General features: G+C 70.4%; 17 protein-coding genes. 5 read left to right on the top strand and 12 right to left on the bottom strand.

Features of this window, described 5'->3' with window-relative positions:
• The first annotated feature begins 114 nt into the window (after positions 1-114).
• Both ACFY1E_RS22450 and ACFY1E_RS22445 read left to right on the top strand, forming a co-directional pair.
• A complete protein-coding gene (locus ACFY1E_RS22450) occupies positions 115-549 on the top strand; it encodes a VOC family protein (protein ID WP_389078600.1) in 435 nt (144 codons plus the stop codon).
• Between the two features lie 54 nt (positions 550-603).
• Complete coding sequence (locus ACFY1E_RS22445; protein ID WP_389078598.1) at positions 604-945, top strand: VOC family protein; 342 nt, start codon at positions 604-606, stop codon at positions 943-945.
• 373 nt (positions 946-1,318) lie between these two features.
• On the opposite strand, the gene ACFY1E_RS22440 is transcribed toward ACFY1E_RS22445, so the two are convergent.
• Positions 1,319-2,659, bottom strand: a complete 1,341-nt coding sequence (locus ACFY1E_RS22440; RefSeq protein ID WP_389078596.1) for an MFS transporter — start codon at positions 2,657-2,659, stop codon at positions 1,319-1,321.
• Positions 2,660-2,878: 219 nt separating this feature from the next.
• Complete coding sequence (locus ACFY1E_RS22435; protein ID WP_389078594.1) at positions 2,879-3,544, bottom strand: TetR/AcrR family transcriptional regulator; 666 nt, start codon at positions 3,542-3,544, stop codon at positions 2,879-2,881.
• 141 nt (positions 3,545-3,685) lie between these two features.
• Here ACFY1E_RS22435 and ACFY1E_RS22430 point away from each other — a divergent pair, with 141 nt between their 5' ends.
• The gene (locus tag ACFY1E_RS22430) at positions 3,686-4,558 is read left to right on the top strand and encodes a shikimate dehydrogenase (RefSeq protein ID WP_389078591.1); all 873 of its coding nucleotides are present in this window, start codon (positions 3,686-3,688) and stop codon (positions 4,556-4,558) included.
• A gap of 115 nt (positions 4,559-4,673) precedes the next feature.
• Positions 4,674-6,470, top strand: a complete 1,797-nt coding sequence (locus tag ACFY1E_RS22425; protein ID WP_389078588.1) for a bifunctional sugar phosphate isomerase/epimerase/4-hydroxyphenylpyruvate dioxygenase family protein — start codon at positions 4,674-4,676, stop codon at positions 6,468-6,470.
• Here ACFY1E_RS22425 and ACFY1E_RS22420 read toward each other — a convergent pair.
• The 8 genes from ACFY1E_RS22420 to tkt all read right to left on the bottom strand — a co-directional run bounded on the left by ACFY1E_RS22420 (position 6,457) and on the right by tkt (position 16,975).
• Positions 6,457-7,923: a membrane-associated oxidoreductase gene (locus tag ACFY1E_RS22420; RefSeq protein WP_389078586.1), complete on the bottom strand. Its 1,467-nt coding sequence runs from the start codon at positions 7,921-7,923 to the stop codon at positions 6,457-6,459. The genes ACFY1E_RS22425 and ACFY1E_RS22420 overlap by 14 nt on opposite strands.
• Before the next feature lie 196 nt (positions 7,924-8,119).
• On the bottom strand, positions 8,120-8,707 hold the full coding sequence (locus tag ACFY1E_RS22415) for a histidine phosphatase family protein (protein WP_389078584.1): 588 nt from the start codon (positions 8,705-8,707) through the stop codon (positions 8,120-8,122).
• Positions 8,708-8,714: 7 nt separating this feature from the next.
• A complete protein-coding gene (gene gnd, locus ACFY1E_RS22410; RefSeq protein WP_389078581.1) occupies positions 8,715-9,593 on the bottom strand; it encodes a phosphogluconate dehydrogenase (NAD(+)-dependent, decarboxylating) in 879 nt (292 codons plus the stop codon).
• A 2-nt stretch (positions 9,594-9,595) separates the two neighbouring features.
• Entirely contained in the window at positions 9,596-11,260 is a 1,665-nt protein-coding gene (pgi, locus tag ACFY1E_RS22405; RefSeq protein ID WP_389078579.1) for a glucose-6-phosphate isomerase, read from the bottom strand.
• Positions 11,253-12,188, bottom strand: a complete 936-nt coding sequence (gene opcA / locus ACFY1E_RS22400) for a glucose-6-phosphate dehydrogenase assembly protein OpcA (RefSeq protein WP_389078576.1) — start codon at positions 12,186-12,188, stop codon at positions 11,253-11,255. Before opcA ends, pgi begins: the two co-directional genes overlap by 8 nt.
• On the bottom strand, positions 12,185-13,738 hold the full coding sequence (gene zwf, locus ACFY1E_RS22395; RefSeq protein WP_389078574.1) for a glucose-6-phosphate dehydrogenase: 1,554 nt from the start codon (positions 13,736-13,738) through the stop codon (positions 12,185-12,187). Before zwf ends, opcA begins: the two co-directional genes overlap by 4 nt.
• Positions 13,735-14,880 carry a transaldolase gene (gene tal / locus ACFY1E_RS22390; RefSeq protein ID WP_389078571.1) on the bottom strand — a complete coding sequence of 382 codons (1,146 nt, stop codon included), beginning with the start codon at positions 14,878-14,880 and terminating at the stop codon, positions 13,735-13,737. The genes zwf and tal overlap by 4 nt, the downstream gene beginning before the upstream one ends.
• Positions 14,881-14,899: 19 nt before the next feature.
• Positions 14,900-16,975, bottom strand: a complete 2,076-nt coding sequence (gene tkt, locus ACFY1E_RS22385; RefSeq protein ID WP_389078568.1) for a transketolase — start codon at positions 16,973-16,975, stop codon at positions 14,900-14,902.
• Between the two features lie 146 nt (positions 16,976-17,121).
• Between tkt and ACFY1E_RS22380 the strand changes: the two genes are divergently transcribed.
• Positions 17,122-18,027 (top strand): helix-turn-helix domain-containing protein, encoded by a 906-nt coding sequence (locus ACFY1E_RS22380; RefSeq protein WP_389078566.1) that lies wholly within the window; start codon positions 17,122-17,124, stop codon positions 18,025-18,027.
• A 1-nt stretch (position 18,028) separates the two neighbouring features.
• Here the strand turns inward: ACFY1E_RS22380 and ACFY1E_RS22375 are convergent, their stop codons facing one another.
• Together ACFY1E_RS22375 and ACFY1E_RS22370 are read right to left on the bottom strand one after the other, a co-directional pair.
• Positions 18,029-18,403, bottom strand: coding sequence for a MerR family transcriptional regulator (locus ACFY1E_RS22375; protein WP_389078650.1), 375 nt, complete (start codon positions 18,401-18,403; stop codon positions 18,029-18,031).
• Positions 18,404-18,445: 42 nt separating this feature from the next.
• The gene (locus ACFY1E_RS22370) at positions 18,446-19,468 is read right to left on the bottom strand and encodes an NADP-dependent oxidoreductase (protein WP_389078563.1); all 1,023 of its coding nucleotides are present in this window, start codon (positions 19,466-19,468) and stop codon (positions 18,446-18,448) included.
• Positions 19,469-19,482 lie beyond the last annotated feature (14 nt).

Here is a 19,482-nt window from a genome sequence, read left to right as displayed (position 1 = left end):
GCCGGACAGAACAGCCAGAAGACAGTCCAGCAGGACGTCAGTCAGTGGCAGAGTCACGACCACCGGAACCTGAGTATCAGGATCAATGTCAGTGGTGCGCAGTACGGTCCTTGCATGGCAGCCGACTTCGATCTCACGCTTGACTGCGCGGACGCGAAGGTCCTCGCCGAGTTCTGGAAGACGGCGCTCGGCTATGTCGACGAGCCGCCGCCCGCACCCTTCACCACCCGCGAGGAGTGGCTCGCGCAGTTCGACCTGCCGGACGACGACTCGGCGGACGACGGCGCGTGGCTCTGCGATCCCGACGGCGTGGGCCCCCGGCTGTCCATCCTGAAGGTCCCCGAGCCCAAGACGGCGAAGAACCGCCTCCACATCGACGTCCGGGTACCGGGAGGCGGCAGCCCCGGCGAGCGGTGGGCCCGCGTCCGGGCCGAGTCCGAGCGCCTGGTGAAGGAGGGCGGGAGTGTCCTGGAGGAGTTCGGCGGACACCACATCGTCATGGCCGATCCGGAGGGCAACGAGTTCTGCGTGGCCGCTGCCTCCGCATGAGGCACCAGCGCGCCGCCCTTGCCGTGCCCCGGGCCGGGGACCTAGCCTCCGCGCGTGATCAATGGTGCACATGTGGTGATCTACACCCGCGACGCCGAGGCGGACCGCGCCTTCTTCCGGGACGTCCTCGGCTGGGCGCACGTCGACGCCGGGCACGGCTGGCTCATCTTCAAGGCGCCGCCCGCCGAGGTCGCCTTCCACCCGGCCGAGGACGAGCCCTCGCACGAACTGATGCTGATGTGCGACGACATCGACGCGACCACCGCCGAACTCACCGCGAAGGGCGTGGAGTTCACGCGGCCCTTGACGGAGGCACGCTGGGGCCGGCTGACCGGCTTCCGGCTGCCGGGCGGCGGCGAGGTCGGCCTCTACGAACCGCGGCACCCGCGGGCATAGGACCCGGACAGCCTGTCCGACCGAGACCTCCGGCAGGTCCGCCACGCTGTGCCGCCAGCCGATACCTGCCGTGGCCTGCGGGCAGTCGTGCCGCTTGGGGCGGCACGGGTGGGCGCAGGCGGCACCCCGCAAGCGCGGGACCAGAGACCCGGCCCCGACTGGTGGCGGGAGGTCCGGCCCCGAGGGGGTGGCGGCGGGATACCTCGCCCCGAAGCGGTGGTGGGAGGCCCGGCGCCGACCGGTGGCGCGAGGTCGGTGGCTGGCGCGCGTGGTCGAGGCGTGAGGTGTGGACAGTGCTGGGGGGCGGGCATGGTCGGCCCCCGGGCGCCGGAGCCGGTGCGGTCTCCAGGGTCCGGGGGCGTATGGGGGGCGGTCAGGCTGTGACCGTCTCCGGGTGTGACGCGCCCTGGGCGGCACGCTCGCCCAGGATCTCCGTCGGGATCCTGTGGGTCTCGCGGGCCGAGAGGCCGGCGACGACCGGCGGGACGCAGAGGGCCGCGGTGAACAGGGCGACCGAGGACCAGTCGGTGCCGTCGGGGCCCGCGATCTGCGCGGCGAACGTGACCGCGAAGCCGGCCACGGCGAAGCCGATCTGGGTGCCGATCGCCATGCCGGACAGGCGCACGCGGGTGGAGAACATCTCGCCGTAGAAGGAGGGCCAGACGCCGTTGGCCGCGCTGTAGACGATGCCGAAGGCCACGATGCCCAGGACCAGGATCAGCGGGTAGTTGCCCGTCGAGATCGCCCACAGGTAGCCGAACATGGCGAGCGCGCTGCCGACCGCGCCGATCAGGAACACGGGACGGCGGCCGATGCGGTCCGACAGGGTGGCCCACAGGGGGATCGCGGCGAGGGCCACGAGGTTGGCGAGCGCACTCACCCACAGCATGGAGGAGCGGGACATGCCGACGGAATCGCTGGTGGCGTAGGCGAGGGCCCAGACCGTGAAGATCGTGGAGACCGAGGCGATGATCGCGCCCCCGATCACCCGCAGCACGTCCACCCAGTGCTCGCGCAGCAGTACCACCAGCGGCAGTTTCACGACACCCTCGCCGGCCGCCTGCTTGGCGAAGGCCGGCGTCTCCTGGAGCTTGCGGCGGATGACGTAGCCGGCGACGGCGACCGCGATGCTCGCCCAGAACGGAACCCGCCAGCCCCACGACAGCAGCTGGTCCTCGGGGAGCGCGGCCACCGGGATGAAGACCAGGGTGGCGATGAGCTGGCCGCCCTGTGTGCCGCTGAGGGTGAAGCTGGTGAAGAAGCCGCGCCGGTGCGGTGGCGCGTGTTCCAGGGTCATCGAGTTCGCGCCGGCCTGCTCGCCCGCCGCCGAGATGCCCTGCAGGACACGGCAGGCGACCAGCAGGACCGGGGCGAGCGTGCCGACCTGGGCGCGGGTGGGCAGACAGCCGATGAGGAAGGTCGACAGGCCCATCAGGATCAGTGTGAAGACCATGATCTTCTTACGGCCGACACGGTCACCGAAGTGGCCGAGGAAGAGCGCGCCGATCGGCCGGGCCGCGTACGCGACACCGAACGTGGCCAGCGACAGCAGGGTCGCGGTGGCCGGGTCGGACTCGTCGAAGAAGACCTTCGGGAAGATCAGCGCGGCCGCGCTGCCGTAGATGAAGAAGTCGTAGTACTCCAGGGCGCTGCCGATCCAGGCGGCGGTCGCCGCCTTTTTCGGCTGCCCGACGGCTTCGGCGGGGACGGACACGGCTTGCTCCTTCGAGGGGGCTCCAACGTAAGCGGAGTGAGCGGCGGGGAGAAGTGCCGGATCCCTGGGGTGGCGGGACGGCCGCGCCGGGTGCTACCCGGCTAATTAACCCACTGGATAGTTAGTAGCGGTTGGCTACGGATGTTGCGCCCACGTTTCCCGGGTGTCAAGGGTTGCAGCCGAAGGATCTTGCCGCTGCCGTGCGTGTGATCGGCGCGATCAGTCGGTCGCGCGGTCCGCCGTCAGATAGGCGATCACCATGTCGCCCAGCATCGTGCGGTAGTGCTCGCGCTGGGCCGGGTCGACCAGGTCGCGGCCGAACAGGGCGCCGAACGTGTGCCGGTTGGAGACCCGGAAGAAGCAGAACGAACTGATCATCGCGTGCAGGTCGACCGCGTCGACGTCGGCCGTGAACAGGCCCGACTCCTGCCCGGCGGCCAGGATGCGGCGGATCACGTCGAGCGCGGGGGAGCCGATCCTGCCCAGCTTCCCGGAGGCGGCGATGTGCTCGGCGCCGTGGATGTTCTCGATGCTGACCAGGCGGATGAAGTCCGGGTGCTGCTCATGGTGGTCGAAGGTCAGCTCGGCCAGGCGGCGGATGGCCGCGACCGGGTCCAGGTGCTCGACGTCCAGCTTCTGCTCGGCCTCCCGGATCACGCCGTACGCCCGCTCCAGGACGGCCGTGAACAGCTGTTCCTTGCCGCCGAAGTAGTAGTAGATCATCCGCTTCGTGGTGCGGGTGCGGGCGGCGATCTCGTCGACCCGGGCGCCGTCGTAACCCGCCCGCGCGAACTCCTGGGTCGCCACGTCGAGGATCTCGGCCTGGGTGCGGGCGGCGTCGCGGATCCGCCCGTTGGGTCGTGCCGGTTCGTCGACGCTGGTCATCGGGTTCCTTCGGGAGTACGGCCAGTGCCGCAGATTCTAGAAGGCGGGCCGGCCGGCGCCGGGCGAGGTCTTCCCAGGCAACCGCCGGGCTGATATAGCTAACGTACTAGTTCGTACATTAGCGTTGGCTCAGGAGGCCCCGTGGCCAAGGACTCGTATCTCGTCGGACTGATCGGTTCCGGCATCGGCCCGTCGCTCAGCCCGGCGCTGCACGAGCGGGAGGCGGACCGGCAGGGCCTGCGCTGTCTCTACCGGCTCATCGACATCGACACCCTCGGCGTGCCGCCGGAGGCGGTCGGTGACCTGGTGCGGGCCGCCCGGGACCTCGGCTTCGACGGGCTCAACATCACGCACCCGTGCAAGCAGCTGGTGATCGAGCACCTGGATGAGCTTGCTCCACAGGCCGAGGCGTTGGGGGCGGTCAACACCGTCGTTTTCCAGGGCGGACGCGCCATCGGCCACAACACGGACGTCACCGGGTTCGCGGCTTCGTTCGCGCGGGGGCTGCCGGACGCTTCGCTGGAGCGGGTGGTGCAGCTGGGGGCCGGCGGGGCCGGGGCGGCCGTCGCACACGCCACGCTCACGCTGGGCGCCGAGCGGGTCACCGTCGTTGATGCCTTGGCCGATCGGGCCGCGGATCTTGCCGACGGTCTGAACCGGCACTTCGGGGTCGGCCGGGCGGCCGCCGGTACTCCCGAGCAGCTCGATCGGCTGCTCGGCTCGGCCGACGGCGTTGTGCATGCCACGCCCACCGGGATGGCGGCCCATCCGGGGTTGCCCTTCGCTGCTGAACTGCTTCATCCCGGGTTGTGGGTTGCCGAGGTGGTTTATCGCCCCCTGGAGACGGAGTTGCTGCGGGCCGCTCGGGCGGTTGGCTGCGCCACGTTGGACGGGGGCGGCATGGCTGTGTTCCAGGCTGCCGATGCGTTTCGGTTGTTCACGGGGCGGGAGCCCGACAGTGGGCGGATGCTCGCGGACTTTGCGGTGGAGAGCTCGGTCGGGGAGGCCGTGTGACGGGTGCGGGTTCGTTGTGGTTGCTCGCGCCCACGCGGCGGTAGCCGCAAATCAAACACAGCCCCGCGCCCCTTGAAGGGGCGCTGCAGTAGCCGGCAGTTCGAAGGAGCCGTCCATGCGTACGTCCATTGCCACTGTTTCTCTCAGCGGCTCTCTGACCGAGAAGCTCACCGCCGCCTCCCGGGCCGGGTTCGACGGGGTTGAGATCTTCGAGAACGACCTGACGGCGAGTTCCCTCAGGCCCGAGGAGATCCGGGCCCGTTGTGCCGACCTCGGGCTCGGCATCGACCTCTATCAACCCATGCGGGACATCGAAGCCGTGCCCGAGGAGGAGTTCACCCTTAATCTGCGTCGCGCCCGGCACAAGTTCGAGGTCATGCGGCGGCTGGGGGCCGATACGGTCCTCGTCTGCTCCAGCGTGAGTCCCCTGGCCGTCGACGACGACGCCCTCGCCGCCGAGCAGCTGAGCCGACTCGCCGGTCTGGCACAGGACTTCGGGATCCGTGTCGCCTACGAGGCGCTTGCCTGGGGGCGGCACGTCAGTACGTATGACCACGCCTGGCACGTCGTCGAGATGGCGGACCATCCCGCGCTCGGTACCTGTCTCGACAGCTTTCACATTCTTTCCCGTGGGTCCGATCCCAAGGGGATCGAGGACATCCCCGGCGAGAAGATCTTCTTTCTGCAGCTCGCGGATGCTCCGCTGCTTGCGATGGACGTCCTGCAGTGGAGTCGTCACTACCGCTGCTTCCCGGGGCAGGGCGGCTTCGACGTCGCCGGGCTCGTGCGGCATGTGCTGCGCACGGGGTATGCCGGGCCGCTCTCTCTGGAGGTCTTCAACGACGTGTTCCGGCAGGCCGAGGCCGGGCCGACGGCGGTGGACGCGCACCGGTCGCTTCTGGTCCTCCAGGAGGCGGTGGGGCCGGCCGAGCTGCCCGCCCCCGTCGTTCCCACGGGGGTTGCCTTTGCCGAGCTGGTCACTCCCGATGCCGAACCGGTCAGCGAGGTGCTGGGGGCCCTGGGTTTCGCGCGGACGGCGCGGCACCGCAGCAAGCCGGTCGATCTGTGGCAGGCCGGGGAGGCCCGGGTGCTCGTCAACACCGGGCCGGCCGCCCGGCGGGACGGCACCGGGCTCGCCGCGATCGGTCTGGAGTCCCCGGACCCCGCGGGCGCGGCCCGGCGCGCCGAGGCGCTGCTGGCGCCCGTGCTGCCGCGCCGTCGGGCGAGCGAGGACGCGCCGCTGGATGCGGTGGCGGCCCCGGACGGCACGGAGTTGTTCTTCTGCGCGACCGGTCGGCCCGAACTGCCCGACTGGCGCGGTGACTTCGAGGATGTCGACCACACCCCGCAGGACTTGGGCGTGCGGCGCATCGACCATCTCGCTCTCGTCCAGCCCTGGCACCACTTCGACGAGGCCACCCTCTTCCACCGCAGCGTGCTCGGCCTGTCCGCCCAGGAGAGCGTGGACGTGGCCGACCCGTACGGTCTGTTGCGCAGTCGTGCCGTCACCGCCGCCGACGGCAGCGTCCGTATCGCCCTGTCCGTCGGGGCGGCGCCCGCCGACGACACGGTCCACGCCCAGCACATCGCGCTGGCGACGGACGACGTGGTGGCCGCGGCACGCCGCTTCCGCGAGGCCGGCGGAATGCTGCTGGCTGTGCCCGCGAACTACTACGACGACCTGGCGGCCCGGTTCGAGTTCGCCGAGGGGGAGTTGGACACGTATCGCGAGCTCGGGATCCTCTACGACCGGGATCCGCACGGGGAGTTCCGGCACTGCTACACGCGGACCGTGGGCCGGGTCTTCTTCGAGCTCGTCCAGCGTGACGGCGGATACCAGGGGTACGGCGCCCAGAACGCGCCCGTGCGCCTGGCCGCCCAGCATGCCGCGCGGCGGCTCACTGGCGGCTGACGGTTCTGGTCACGCCGGTGACGACCGTCGTCGCCAGGATCCAGCCGGTGATGATCAGGGCGTAGGCGAGGTACTGGTACCAGCCGTCCGGCGCGAACGCCTCCTCCTGGCCGAAGGAGATCACCGGAAGCAGCAGGTCCAGGGTGTAGAAGACCGGGTTGAAGTGCGGGGCCTCCGACGCCTTGAGCGCGTGGGGGTGGTGCAGGGCGTAGGCGGTCGAGCCGATGGCGAGGAGCGACAGGAGCCATACGGCTGCGCGCAGCGGGCGGAAGCCGTAGCCGACGGTGGCGTCCTGGACGTAGCCCCAGAGGCGGCCGTACCAGGCGTGGGTGGAGCGGAGGCGGCGCTGCTTGGCGAGCTGGACCAGACGGGCGGCGTGGTCGTCGCCGACGCGGCGGTAGGCGGTGGCCAACTGCTCGTAGGCGTGCGGGACATAGCCCTCGGCATCGCGTTCCAGCATGGGGAGGCGGCGTTCGGCGGGTTCGTGGGGGGTGAGAGTGGTGTACACGAGGCTGCTCAGATAGACCTCGTCGGGCACCACCTCCGGTTCCAGGAACAGGACGTCCACCTGGGCGCGGCGCAGGTTGAGCCGTCCTTTCAAGGGCGGACCCTTGCGCAGCCAGAGTTCGCCGATGGTGCAGCTGCTCGCCCGCAGGGCCGAGTCGTCCGGGTTCTCCAGGTGGGAGTACGACAGGTCGAAGCGCCCCGCGATGCGCGCGCCGCGCAGCCCGATCCAGCCTTTCGCCTCCGCGCGCCGCATCAGGAGGTCGCCTTCCACGACGAGGGTCTGGGCGTCGAGGACGGCGTTGCCGGGATGGTGGAGCCCGGCGTCGTTGAGGTCGACCGATCCGGCGACGGCGGCGCCGTCGAGTCGTATCTCGCCGTGGGTGCGCAGCCCGGAGGCGCACAGGTCGTCCTCGATGGTGACGTGGCTGAGCTTCAGGACCGGCCCGGGCTCCGGCACGGCGGCGAACTCGGCCCGTTCGAGGAACAGCACCCCGGAGACGTGCGACCCGCCCAGGTGCACGACTCCGGTGAACCGGCACCGGGTCAGCCGGACGCTGCCGTCCACGCGGGCCCGCGCGATCATCAGGCCGGGCAGCACGGAGTCACGCAGGTTGAGGTACGGGAGGCGGGCGCCGGAGAGGTCCGGGGCGTCGGCGAAGTGACAGTACGTCAGATGGACGATGCTGTCGACCGTCGCGTGCCTCAGGTCCAGGGTGCCGATGATCCGCGCGCCTTGGACCTTCAGCGCGGCCACTTCCCCGGGCACCCGGGGGCCGTTGAGGAGCAGCGCCCGCAACACCGTTGCCCTTATGGTCCGTTCAGGCCCCCACTGCGCACCCCCCGACGTGTCCTCGCCGTCGCCCCCTTCCCGGAAGTCGACCGTCGCCCCCGTCGAGAACGCCCGCCACACCTGCTGCTCGGCCGGCGTCAGATCGTTGATCTCCACAGAGCGGGACTCTAATCGCCGAGTGGGACAGTCGTCGGTGGGGGTGCAACGCGTTTGCTCACCCGCCGCGGGGCCGAGATGTGCCGGGGATCGAGTGAGGCGCCGTCGTGGCTGGTCGTGCGGTGCTCCGCGCCGCTTCGCGGGCGCGGAGCACCGCACAGGACTTCGCCCTGCCTGCTCGGCCGGGCCCGGAGTGTCAGGGCCGGGTGTTCCACTCGGCGATCACCGGGCGGTCGTGTTCGGTCGACAGGCGGCTCACCGTGCCCGTCGCCAGTTGGAAGAGGCGGCCGTCCGCGGGGGACAGGCCCAGGCGGCGGGCCGTCAGGACCCGTAGGAAATGGGCGTGGGCCACGAGGATCACGTCGCCGTCGGGGAGGGCCGCGTCCACGCGGGACAGGACGCCGTCGGCGCGCCGGCCGATCTGCTCGGGTGATTCGCCGGGGTGCCCGTCCGGGCCGGGCGGCACGCCGTCGGTCCACAGGTCCCAGTCGGGGCGGGTGCGGTGGATCTCGACGGTGGTGATGCCCTCGTAGGCGCCGTAGTCCCACTCGTGCAGGTCCGGTTCGACCACCGTGCCGGTGACGCCCGCGAGTTCGGCGGTGCGTATCGCGCGGCCGAGCGGGCTGGTCAGTGCGAGTGCGTAGGTCCGCTGCGAGAGGAGGGGAGCGAGCGACTTGGCCTGCTCCTCACCGTGCTGGGTGAGGGGCAGGTCGGTCCAGCTGGTGTGCTGTCCCGACACGCTCCACTCCGTCTCGCCGTGGCGGACCAGGAGAAGGTCCCCCACGACCGCGCTACTCCTTCGACTCGACGGCGTGCCCGCCGAACTGGTTGCGCAGGGCCGCGATCATCTTCATCTGCGGGGAGTCGTCCTGGCGGGAGGCGAACCGCGCGAAGAGGGAGGCCGTGATGGCGGGCAGCGGCACCGCGTTGTCGATGGCCGCCTCGACCGTCCAGCGGCCCTCACCCGAGTCCTGCGCGAAGCCCTTAAGCTTGTCCAGGTGCTCGTCCTCGTCGAGGGCGTTGACCGCGAGGTCGAGCAGCCAGGAACGGATGACCGTGCCCTCCTGCCAGGAGCGGAACACCTCCCGGACGCTGTCCACCGACTCGATCTTCTCCAGCAGCTCCCAGCCCTCGGCGTAGGCCTGCATCATGGCGTACTCGATGCCGTTGTGGACCATCTTGGAGAAGTGCCCGGCGCCGACCTTGCCCGCGTGGACATAGCCGTACGGGCCCTCCGGCTTGAGCGCCTCGAAGATCGGCTGGAGCCGCTCGACGTGCTCCTTGTCGCCGCCGACCATCAGCGCGTAGCCGTTCTGCAGGCCCCACACACCTCCGGAGACGCCCGCGTCGACGAAGCCGATGCCCTTGGCGCCCAGCTCCTCGGCGTGCTTCTCGTCGTCCGTCCAGCGGGAGTTGCCGCCGTCGACGACCGTGTCACCGGGGGAGAGGAGGCCGCCGAGCTCGTCGACGACGGACTGGGTGGGCGCGCCCGCCGGGACCATCACCCACACCACGCGCGGCGCTTCGAGCTTGTCGACCAGTTCGGCGAGGCTGGCCGCGTCGGAGAGGTCGGGGTTGCGGTCGTAGCCGATGACGGTGTGGCCGGCGCGGCGGATCCGCTCGCGCATGTTGCCGCCCATCTTGCCGAGCCCGATGAGTCCGATCTGCATGGTCAGTTCACTTCTTCCTGAGCGTTCCTGAGCTCGCGGTACGCGGCCACGAGAGCGGTGGTGGAGGGGTCGAGGCCGGGGACGTCCGCGCCCTGGGTCAGGGCGGGTTCGACGCGCTTGGCGAGGACCTTGCCGAGCTCGACGCCCCACTGGTCGAAGGAGTCGATGTTCCAGACGGCGCCCTGGACGAACACCTTGTGCTCGTAGAGGGCGATCAGCTGGCCGAGGACCGACGGGGTCAGTTCCTTCGCCAGGATCGTCGTGGTGGGGTGGTTGCCGTGGAAGGTGCGGTGCGGCACCTGCCCCTCGGGGATCCCCTCCGCGCGCACCTCGTCGGCGGTCTTGCCGAAGGCCAGCGCCTGGCCCTGCGCGAACAGGTTGGCCATCAACAGGTCGTGCTGGGCGGCCAGTTCGTCGCCGAGCTCGGCCGCCGGACGTGCGAAGCCGATCAGGTCCGCGGGGATGAGCCGGGTGCCCTGGTGGATCAGCTGGTAGTAGGCGTGCTGCCCGTTGGTGCCGGGCGTGCCCCACACCACCGGGCCGGTCTCCCAGCCCACCGGATGGCCGTCCCGGTCGACCGACTTGCCGTTGGACTCCATGTCCAGCTGCTGCAGATACGCCGTGAACTTCGACAGGTAGTGGCTGTACGGCAGCACCGCATGGGACTCGGCGCCGAAGAAATTGCCGTACCAGATGCCCAACAGGCCGAGGATCAGCGGGGCGTTGGCCTCCGCGGGAGCCGTCCGGAAGTGCTCGTCGACGGTGTGGAAGCCGTCGAGCAGCTCCCGGAAGCGGTCCGGGCCGATCGCGATCATCAGCGACAGGCCGATGGCCGAGTCGAAGGAGTAGCGGCCGCCGACCCAGTCCCAGAACTCGAACATGTTGTCCGGGTCGATACCGAACTCGGTGACCTTGCCGGCGTTCGTGGACAGGGCCACGAAGTGCCGGGCGACCGCCTTCTCCTCGCCGAGCCCGCCGGGGCCGTTCAGCAGCCAGGAGCGGGCCGAGGTGGCGTTGGTGATGGTCTCGATCGTGGTGAAGGTCTTGGAGGCGACGATGAACAGGGTCTCCGCCGGGTCCAGGTCCCGAACCGCCTCGTGCAGGTCGGCGCCGTCCACGTTGGAGACGAAGCGGAAGGTCAGCTCGCGGGCCGTGAAGGTGCGCAGCGCCTCGTACGCCATCGCGGGGCCCAGGTCGGAGCCGCCGATGCCGATGTTGACGACGTTCCTGATCCGCCTGCCGGTGTGGCCGCTCCAGGCGCCGGAGCGGACCCGCTCGGCGAAGTCGCTCATCCTGTCCAGGACGGCGTGCACCTGCGGGACCACGTTCTCGCCGTCGACCTCGATCACCGCGTCCCGCGGGGCGCGCAGCGCGGTGTGCAGCACGGCCCGGTCCTCGGTGACGTTGATCTTCTCGCCGCGGAACATGGCGTCCCGCAGCCCGAACACGTCGGTGGCGACGGCCAGTTCCTGCAGCAGCGCGAGGGTCTCGTCGTTGACGAGGTGCTTGGAGTAGTCGATGCGCAGGTCGCCGACGCGCACGACGTACCGCTCGGCGCGGCCGGGGTCGCTTGCGAACAGCTCACGCAGCACCGGCTGGCCCTGGGCGCGGTGGTCCTCCAGGGCGGTCCACTCGGGACGCCGGGTGAGCTTGGGGGAGTCAGACATGGGAGAGCTTCTCCTTGCCGGCCTCGCCCCGCAGGGCGACGGCGTACATCTCGTCGGCGTCGAGGCGGCGGAGTTCCTCGGCGATGAGTTCGGAGGTGGTGCGGACCTTCAGCGCCAGGGTGCGCGAGGGCTGGCCGGGCAGGGTGAGCGTGGCCAGCGGGCCCTCGGGGCGGTCGATGACGATCTCGCCGTCCGCGGTCCCCAGGCGCACGGCCGTGACGACCGGGCCCGCGGTGACCACACGGTCGATCTTCACGTTCAGCCGTGCCTCCAGCCAGCGCGCCAGCAGCTCGGCCGCCGGGTTGTCGGCCTCGGCCTCCACCGCCCCCGACACGATCCGGGTGCGGGCCTGGTCGAGGGCCGCCGCCAGCATCGAGCGCCACGGCGTCAGCCGGGTCCAGGCGAGGTCGGTGTCGCCGGGCGCGTAGGAGCGTGCCCGCTGCTCCAGGGTCTCGGACGGGTTCTCGACGGCGTACAGGTCGGTGATCCTGCGCTGCGCGAGGGCGCCGAGCGGGTCCTTGGCGGGCACCGCGGGCGCGTCCACCGGCCACCACACGACGACCGGCGCGTCCGGCAGCAGCAGCGGCAGGACGACCGAGTCGGCGTGGTCGGACACCTCGCCGTAGGTGCGCAGTACGACCGTCTCGCCGGTGCCGGCGTCGGCGCCCACCCGGACCTCGGCGTCCAGCTTGGAGGCCATGCGGTCGCGCGGGGTGCGGGCGTGCCGCTTGATGACGACCAGGGTGCGCGAGGGGTGCTCGTGCGAGGCCTCCTCGGCCGCCTTGATCGCGTCGTAGGCGTTCTCCTCGTCCGTGACGATGACCATCGTCAGGACCATGCCCACGGCGGGGGTGCCGATGGCGCGGCGGCCCTGCACCAGCGCCTTGTTGATCTTGCTTGCCGTGGTGTCGGTCAGGTCGATCTTCATGGCCTGCGCCAGCTCCGTCCGTCTCGTGCGAGCATCTCGTCGGCTTCCTCGGGTCCCCAGCTGCCCGAGGCGTACTGCGCGGGCTTGCCGTGCCGCGCCCAGTACTCCTCGATCGGGTCGAGGATCTTCCAGGACTCTTCCACTTCCTGGTGACGGGGGAACAGGTTGGCGTCGCCGAGCAGTACGTCCAGGATGAGCCGCTCGTACGCCTCCGGGCTGGACTCCGTGAAGGACTCGCCGTAGGCGAAGTCCATCGACACGTCCCGGATCTCCATGGAGGTGCCCGGCACCTTGGAGCCGAACCGGACCGTCATCCCCTCGTCGGGCTGGACCCGGATGACGACGGCGTTCTGTCCGAGCTCCTCGGTGGCGGTGGAGTCGAAGGGGGAGTGCGGCGCCCGCTTGAAGACCACCGCGATCTCGGTGACGCGGCGGCCCAGGCGCTTGCCGGTGCGCAGGTAGAAGGGGATGCCCGCCCAGCGGCGGTTGTCCACCTCCAGCTTGATGGCGGCGTAGGTGTCGGTCTTGGAGTTCGGGTCGATGCCGTCCTCCTGCAGATAGCCGAGGACCTTCTCGCCGCCCTGCCAGCCCTCGGCGTACTGGGCGAGGACCGTGTGCTCGCCCAGGTTCTCCGGCAGCCGCACGGACTTGAGGACCTTCAGCTTCTCGGTGAGCAGCGACTCCGCGTCGAACGCGATCGGCTCCTCCATGGCGGTGAGCGCCATCAGCTGCAGCAGGTGGTTCTGGATGACGTCACGGGCGGCGCCGATGCCGTCGTAGTAGCCGGCGCGGCCGCCGATGCCGATGTCCTCGGCCATGGTGATCTGGATGTGGTCGACGTACGACCGGTTCCAGATCGGCTCGTACATCTGGTTGGCGAAGCGCAGCGCCAGGATGTTCTGGACGGTCTCCTTGCCCAGGTAGTGGTCGATCCGGAACACCTGGTCCGGCTCGAACACGTCGTGCACGATCGCGTTCAGCTCGCGGGCGCTCGCCAGGTCGCGCCCGAACGGCTTCTCGATCACCGCGCGCCGCCAGGAGCCCTTGCGCCCGTTCGCCAGGCCGTGCTTCTTGAGCTGCTGGACGACCTTGGGGAAGAACTTCGGCGGTACGGAGAGGTAGAAGGCGAAGTTGCCTCCGGTGCCGCGGGAGGCGTCCAGCTCGTCGACGGCCGACTTCAGCTGCTTGAACGCCGTGTCGTCGTCGAAGTCGCCGGGGATGAACCGCATGCCCTCGGCGAGCTGCTGCCAGACCTCCTCACGGAACTCGGTGCGCGCGTGCTCGCGGACCGCGTCATGCACGACCTGCGCGAAGTCCTGGTCCTCCCAGTCCCGGCGGGCGAACCCGACGAGGGAGAAGCCCGGCGGCAGCAGGCCGCGGTTGGCGAGGTCGTAGACGGCCGGCATCAGCTTCTTGCGGGACAGGTCGCCGGTGACGCCGAAGATGACGAGCCCGGACGGGCCCGCGATCCGCGGGAGCCGGCGGTCGCGCTCGTCGCGCAGGGGGTTGGTCCAGTCGAGCGCCGACCCGACCGTGGCGTGCTCGGTCATTCCGTCTCAACTCCCTTGCTGTCGAGGGACTTCGTGACGGCGTCCAGCAGGTCCTGCCAGGCCGTCTCGAACTTGGCGACGCCCTCGTCCTCCAGCTTCTGCACGACCTCGTCGTAGGAGATCCCGAGGGCCTCCACGGCGGCCAGGTCGGCGCGGGCCTGCGCATAGCCGCCGGTCACCGTGTCGCCGGTGATCTCGCCGTGGTCGGCGGTGGCGTTGAGGGTGGCCTCCGGCATGGTGTTGACGGTGCCGGGCGCGACCAGTTCGTCCACGTACAGGGTGTCCTTGTACGCGGGATCCTTCACACCGGTCGAGGCCCACAGGGGGCGCTGCTTGTTGGCCCTGGCGCCGGCGAGGGCGGTCCAGCGCTCACCGCCGAAGACCTCCTCGTAGGCCTCGTAGGCCAGACGGGCGTTCGCAAGCGCCGCCTTGCCCTTGAGGACGGAGGCCTCGGGGGAGCTGAGGCCGTCCAGTCGCTTGTCGATCTCGGAGTCGACGCGGGAGACGAAGAAGGAGGCGACGGAGTGGATGGCGGCGAGGTCGAGGCCCTTCGTCTGTGCCTTCTCCAGGCCGGCGAGGTAGGCGTCCATGACCTCGCGGTAGCGCTCCAGGGAGAAGATCAGCGTGACGTTGACGCTGATGCCCAGGCCGATGACCTCGGTGATGGCCGGCAGGCCCGCCTTGGTCGCCGGAATCTTGATCATGACGTTGGGACGGTCGACCAGCCAGGCGAGCTGCTTGGCCTCGGCGATCGTCGCCCCCGTGTTGTGGGCCAGGCGCGGGTCGACCTCGATGGAGACCCGGCCGTCGCGGCCGCCGGTGGCGTCGTACACGGGCCGCAGGATGTCGGCGGCGGCGCGGACGTCGGCGGTGGTCATCATCCGTACGGCCTCTTCGACCGTGACACCGCGGACGGCGAGGTCGGCGAGCTGCTCCTCGTAGCCCTCTCCGGAGCCGATGGCGGCCTGGAAGATGGAGGGGTTGGTGGTCACACCCACCACATTGCTGTTCTCGACGAGGTCGGCGAGGTTGCCGGACTCGATCCGCTTGCGGGAGAGGTCGTCCAGCCAGATGGAGACGCCCTCGTCGGACAGGCGCTTGAGTGCTCCCGCGGTCGCGGTTGCTTCGGTCACTTTGATCATCTTCTTTCTGGCGATCGGATCAACCGCGGGCGGCGGCCAGGGATTCCCTGGCAGCGGCGGCGACGTTCTCGGGGGTGAAGCCGAACTCGGCGAACAGGGTCTTGGCGTCGGCGGAGGCGCCGAAGTGCTCCAGGGAGACGATGCGTCCTGCGTCACCTGTGTAGCGGTACCACGTCAGACCGATCCCGGCCTCCACGGCGACACGGGCCCGCACGGCCGGCGGAAGGACGCGCTCGCGGTACTCCCGTGGCTGCTCCTCGAACCACTCCACGGACGGCATCGACACCACCCGGGTGCCGATCCCTTCGGCCTCCAGCTGCTCGCGCGCGGCGACGGCGAGCTGCACCTCGGAGCCGGTGGCGATCAGGACGACGTCCGGGGTCCCGGTCGAGGACTCCTTCAGGACGTAACCGCCCTTCGCCGCATCGGGGTTGGGCGCGTAGGTCGGCACACCCTGGCGGGTCAGCGCGAGGCCGTGCGGGGCCGGGTCGGTGGCGTGCCGCTTGAGGATCTCGCCCCAGGCGATCGCCGTCTCGTTGGCGTCGGCCGGGCGGACGACGTTGAGGCCCGGGATGGCGCGCAGGGAGGCGAGGTGCTCGACCGGCTGGTGGGTCGGCCCGTCCTCGCCGAGGCCGATGGAGTCGTGCGTCCAGACGTACGTCACCGGGAGCTGCATGAGCGCCGACATCCGCACCGCGTTGCGCATGTAGTCGGAGAACACCAGGAAGGTGCCGCCGTAGATGCGGGTGTTGCCGTGCAGCGCGATGCCGTTCATCTCGGCGGCCATCGAGAACTCGCGGATGCCGAAGTGGACGGTACGGCCGTACGGGTCGGCCTCCGGGAGCGGGTTGCCCTTCGGCAGGAAGGACGACGTCTTGTCGATGGTGGTGTTGTTCGAGCCGGCGAGGTCGGCGGAGCCGCCCCACAGCTCGGGGAGGATCGCGCCGAGCGCCTGCAGCACCTTGCCGGAGGCGGCGCGGGTGGCGACCGCCTTGCCCTCCTCGAAGACCGGCAGCGCGTCCTCCCAGCCCTCGGGCAGCTGGCCGGCGACGATCCGGTCGAACAACTCGGCGCGCTCGGGGTTGGCGCCGCGCCACTTGTCGATCTGCTTGTCCCAGGCCGCGTGCGCCTCGGCGCCGCGGTCCAGGGCCTCACGGGCGTGGGCCAGCACATCGGCGTCGACCTGGAAGGACTGCTCCGGGTCGAAGCCGAGGATGCGCTTGGTGGCGGCGATCTCCTCGGCGCCGAGCGCGGAGCCGTGGGAGGCCTCGGTGTTCTGTGCGTTCGGGGCGGGCCAGGCGATGATCGTGCGCATCGCGATGATGGACGGCCGCTCGGTCTCGGCCTGCGCGGCCTTCAGGGCCGCGTAGAGGGCCGGTACGTCGATGTCGCCACCGAGCGAGGGCTCGACGCGCTGCACATGCCAGCCGTAGGCCTCGTAGCGCTTCAGGACGTCCTCGGAGAACGCCGTCGCGGTGTCGCCCTCGATGGAGATGTGGTTGTCGTCGTAGAGGAAGACCAGGTTGCCGAGCTTCTGGTGGCCGGCCAGCGAGGAGGCCTCGGCGGAGACACCCTCCTCCAGGTCGCCGTCGGAGACGATCGCCCAGATGGTGTGGTCGAAGGGGGAGGTGCCCTCGGGGGCCTCCGGGTCGAACAGGCCGCGCTCGTAGCGGGCGGCCATCGCCATGCCGACGGCGTTGGCGACGCCCTGGCCGAGCGGCCCGGTGGTGGTCTCGACGCCGGCGGTGTGCCCGTACTCGGGGTGACCGGGCGTCTTGGAACCGTGCGTCCGGAACGCCTTCAGGTCATCGAGCTCGACCTCGTACCCGGCAAGGAACAGCTGGGTGTAGAGGGTCAGCGAGGTGTGGCCGGGAGAGAGAACGAAGCGATCCCGGCCGGTCCACTCGGGGTCCGCGGGATCGTGACGCATCACCTTCTGAAAGATCGTGTACGCGGCCGGGGCCAGGCTCATCGCCGTGCCCGGGTGGCCGTTGCCGACCTTCTGCACGGCGTCGGCCGCGAGCAGACGCGCGGTGTCGACGGCACGCCGGTCGAGTTCGGTCCATTCGAAGCTGTCCGGAGTCTGCGTACTCATCTTCAAGAAGTCCTCGATCGAAGCGACTGAACTGCTCGGATGCCTTCAAACTTAAAAGTCTGACTTTTACGGGGGAAGGTCGCTGTGTGTCAGCCTGTGGTGAAAGTGGGACACCGACGGCACGACCGAGGCGGCGCGAGTAGGACATGGCGGGCAGAACCATCCAAGGTGGAGACGGTGACGCTGGGGTGGACGGCATCAGAACGTTCCCTTTCCCGGTCGAGCTGAGTGTGGGCGGAGTCGGTATGCAGGTCGGCCCGATGGGGACCGGCCACACCTGGCACGCCGAGGCCCCGCTGGAGCGTGTCCACCGCATCGACTTCCATGTCGTGATGCTCTTCGACGGCGCTCCGGTCCGCCACATGATCGACTTCGCCGAGTACGAGGCGGCGCCTGGCGAACTGCTGTGGATCCGTCCCGGCCAGGTCCACCGCTTCTCGCGCACGAGCGGGTACCGCGGAACCGTGCTCACCATGCAACCCGGGTTTCTGCCGCGCGCCACGGTCGAGGCCACCGGCCTCTACCGCTACGACCTGCCGCCCCTGCTCCACCCCGACGAAGCCCAGCTCACCGCCCTCAGGGCCGCCCTCGCCCAACTGCAACGCGAGTACGAGGACAACACGACCCTGCCACTGAGCCTGCACACCGCGGTGCTGCGTCACTCGCTGACGGCGTTCCTGCTCCGACTCGCGCATCTGGCGGCCAGCTCCGCCGAGGCGGTCCGCCGCCAGTCGGACACGACCTTCACCCTGTTCCGTGACGCCGTCGAGAGGGACTTCGCCACCAACCACAGCGTCAGCGCCTACGCCGACGCCCTCGGTTACTCCCGGCGCACCCTCGTCCGCGCGGTCCGCGCGGCGACCGGTCAGACACCGAAGGGCTTCATCGACAAGCGGGTCGTCCTGGAGGCGAAACGCCTGCTGGCCCACACAGACCTGCCGATCGGCCGGGTGGGCGCGGCGGTCGGCTTCCCCGACGCGGCGAACTTCTCCAAGTTCTTCCAGCAGCACACGGAGCTGACACCGGCGGCGTTCCGTGCGGAGCTGCGGTGACTCAGGACGCGGCCGGGGCGCCCAGCCACGGCATGCGCCGCACCAGGGTGTCCCGCATCCTGGTCAGCGCCTCGATCCGCTCCGTCAGCTCGGCCACCCGCCGGGCCCCGACCTCGTAGTTCCCGGCGCGGGAGTCGGAGTAGGCGAACACCTCCGGCAGATCGCTGTCCAGGAAGCGCACGAAGGACTTGACGTTGTCCACCGTGAACCCGGAGGCGAGCAGGTCACGGATGTTGCGGACCCGCGTCTCCGCTCCGGGCCCGTAGACGCGGTAACCGCCCGCGCTCCGACCGGACTCCAGCAGGCCCTGCTCCTCGTAGTAGCGCAGGGCGCGGGTCGTCGTGCCGGTCCGCGCGGCCAGGTCACCGATCAGCATCTCGCTCACGTCCGGGTTCACCTCTCCTGGTGGTCTACGGGGTCAACTCCCCAGCCGTACCACGGTCTTCCCCGTGTATGCGCCGCGGACGAGGTCGGTCAGGGCACGGGGCGCGTTCGGCAGCCCGTCGATCACCGTCTCGTCGTAGACGATCTCCCCCTTCCGCAGCCAGTCGCGGAACTGCCGCCCGAACTCGGCCGCCTTGTCCAGGTGGTCGACGACGGTGAAGCCGCGGATGGTCAGCCGTTTGGCGGCCACGGTCAGCAGGTCGCCGGGGCCCCGGTCGGGGCGGCCTGAGCTCTGGCGGGCGAGCGCCCCGCAGACGGCGATGCGGCCATGGGGGTTCATCACCTCGAGGGCGGCCCGCAGTTGCTCGCCGCCCACGTTGTCGAAGTAGACGTCGATGCCGTCGGGGGCGGCCTCGCGCAGCCGGTCCAGGGCGGGGCCGTCGCGGCGGTCGAAGGCCGCGTCGAAGCCGAGCCTGTCGGTGAGGTGCCGGACCTTCTCCGGTGACCCCGCGCTGCCGATCACCCGCGCCGCCCCCTTGAGCCGGGCGATCTGACCGGCGAGAGAGCCGATCGCGCCCGCCGCGCTGGAGACGAACACCGTGTCGCCGGGCCGCAGCAGGGCGACGTGGACGAGTCCGACGTAGGCGACCAGGCCGAAGCCGAGATGGAGGGAAGGGGTCGGGTAGGCGGTCCGGTCGACGCGACGGAAGACCTCTGCGCCGGCCACGGCGTACTCCCGCCAGCCCAGCCGGTGCACCACCAGGTCGCCCTCCGTCAGGGAGGGCTCGGCCGAGGCGATCACCTCGCCGACGGCGTCCCCGTAGAGCACCTCGCCGATCTCGTAGCGGGGCCGAGGCACGGCGGGTTCGGCCGACATCAGTGTCAGCATGCCGGGGTCGAGGGACAGGTAGAGATTGCGGACCAGCACCTGGCCGGGGGCCGGATCGGGCACCGGGACCTCGGCGATCTCGAAGTCGTCGGGGGTGGGCAGACCGTCGGGCCGGGAGGCGAGTCGAACCTCCAGGCCGGTACGGGAGTTGACAGCGGAAGTGGTCATGGCGGCGACGCTAG

The sequence above is a fragment of the Streptomyces sp. NPDC001604 genome (genome assembly GCF_042893475.1).
GTDB lineage: Bacteria > Actinomycetota > Actinomycetes > Streptomycetales > Streptomycetaceae > Streptomyces.
The sequence above is the reverse complement of the archived record's forward strand: the minus strand, read 5'-3'. Positions and strand labels throughout refer to the sequence as shown.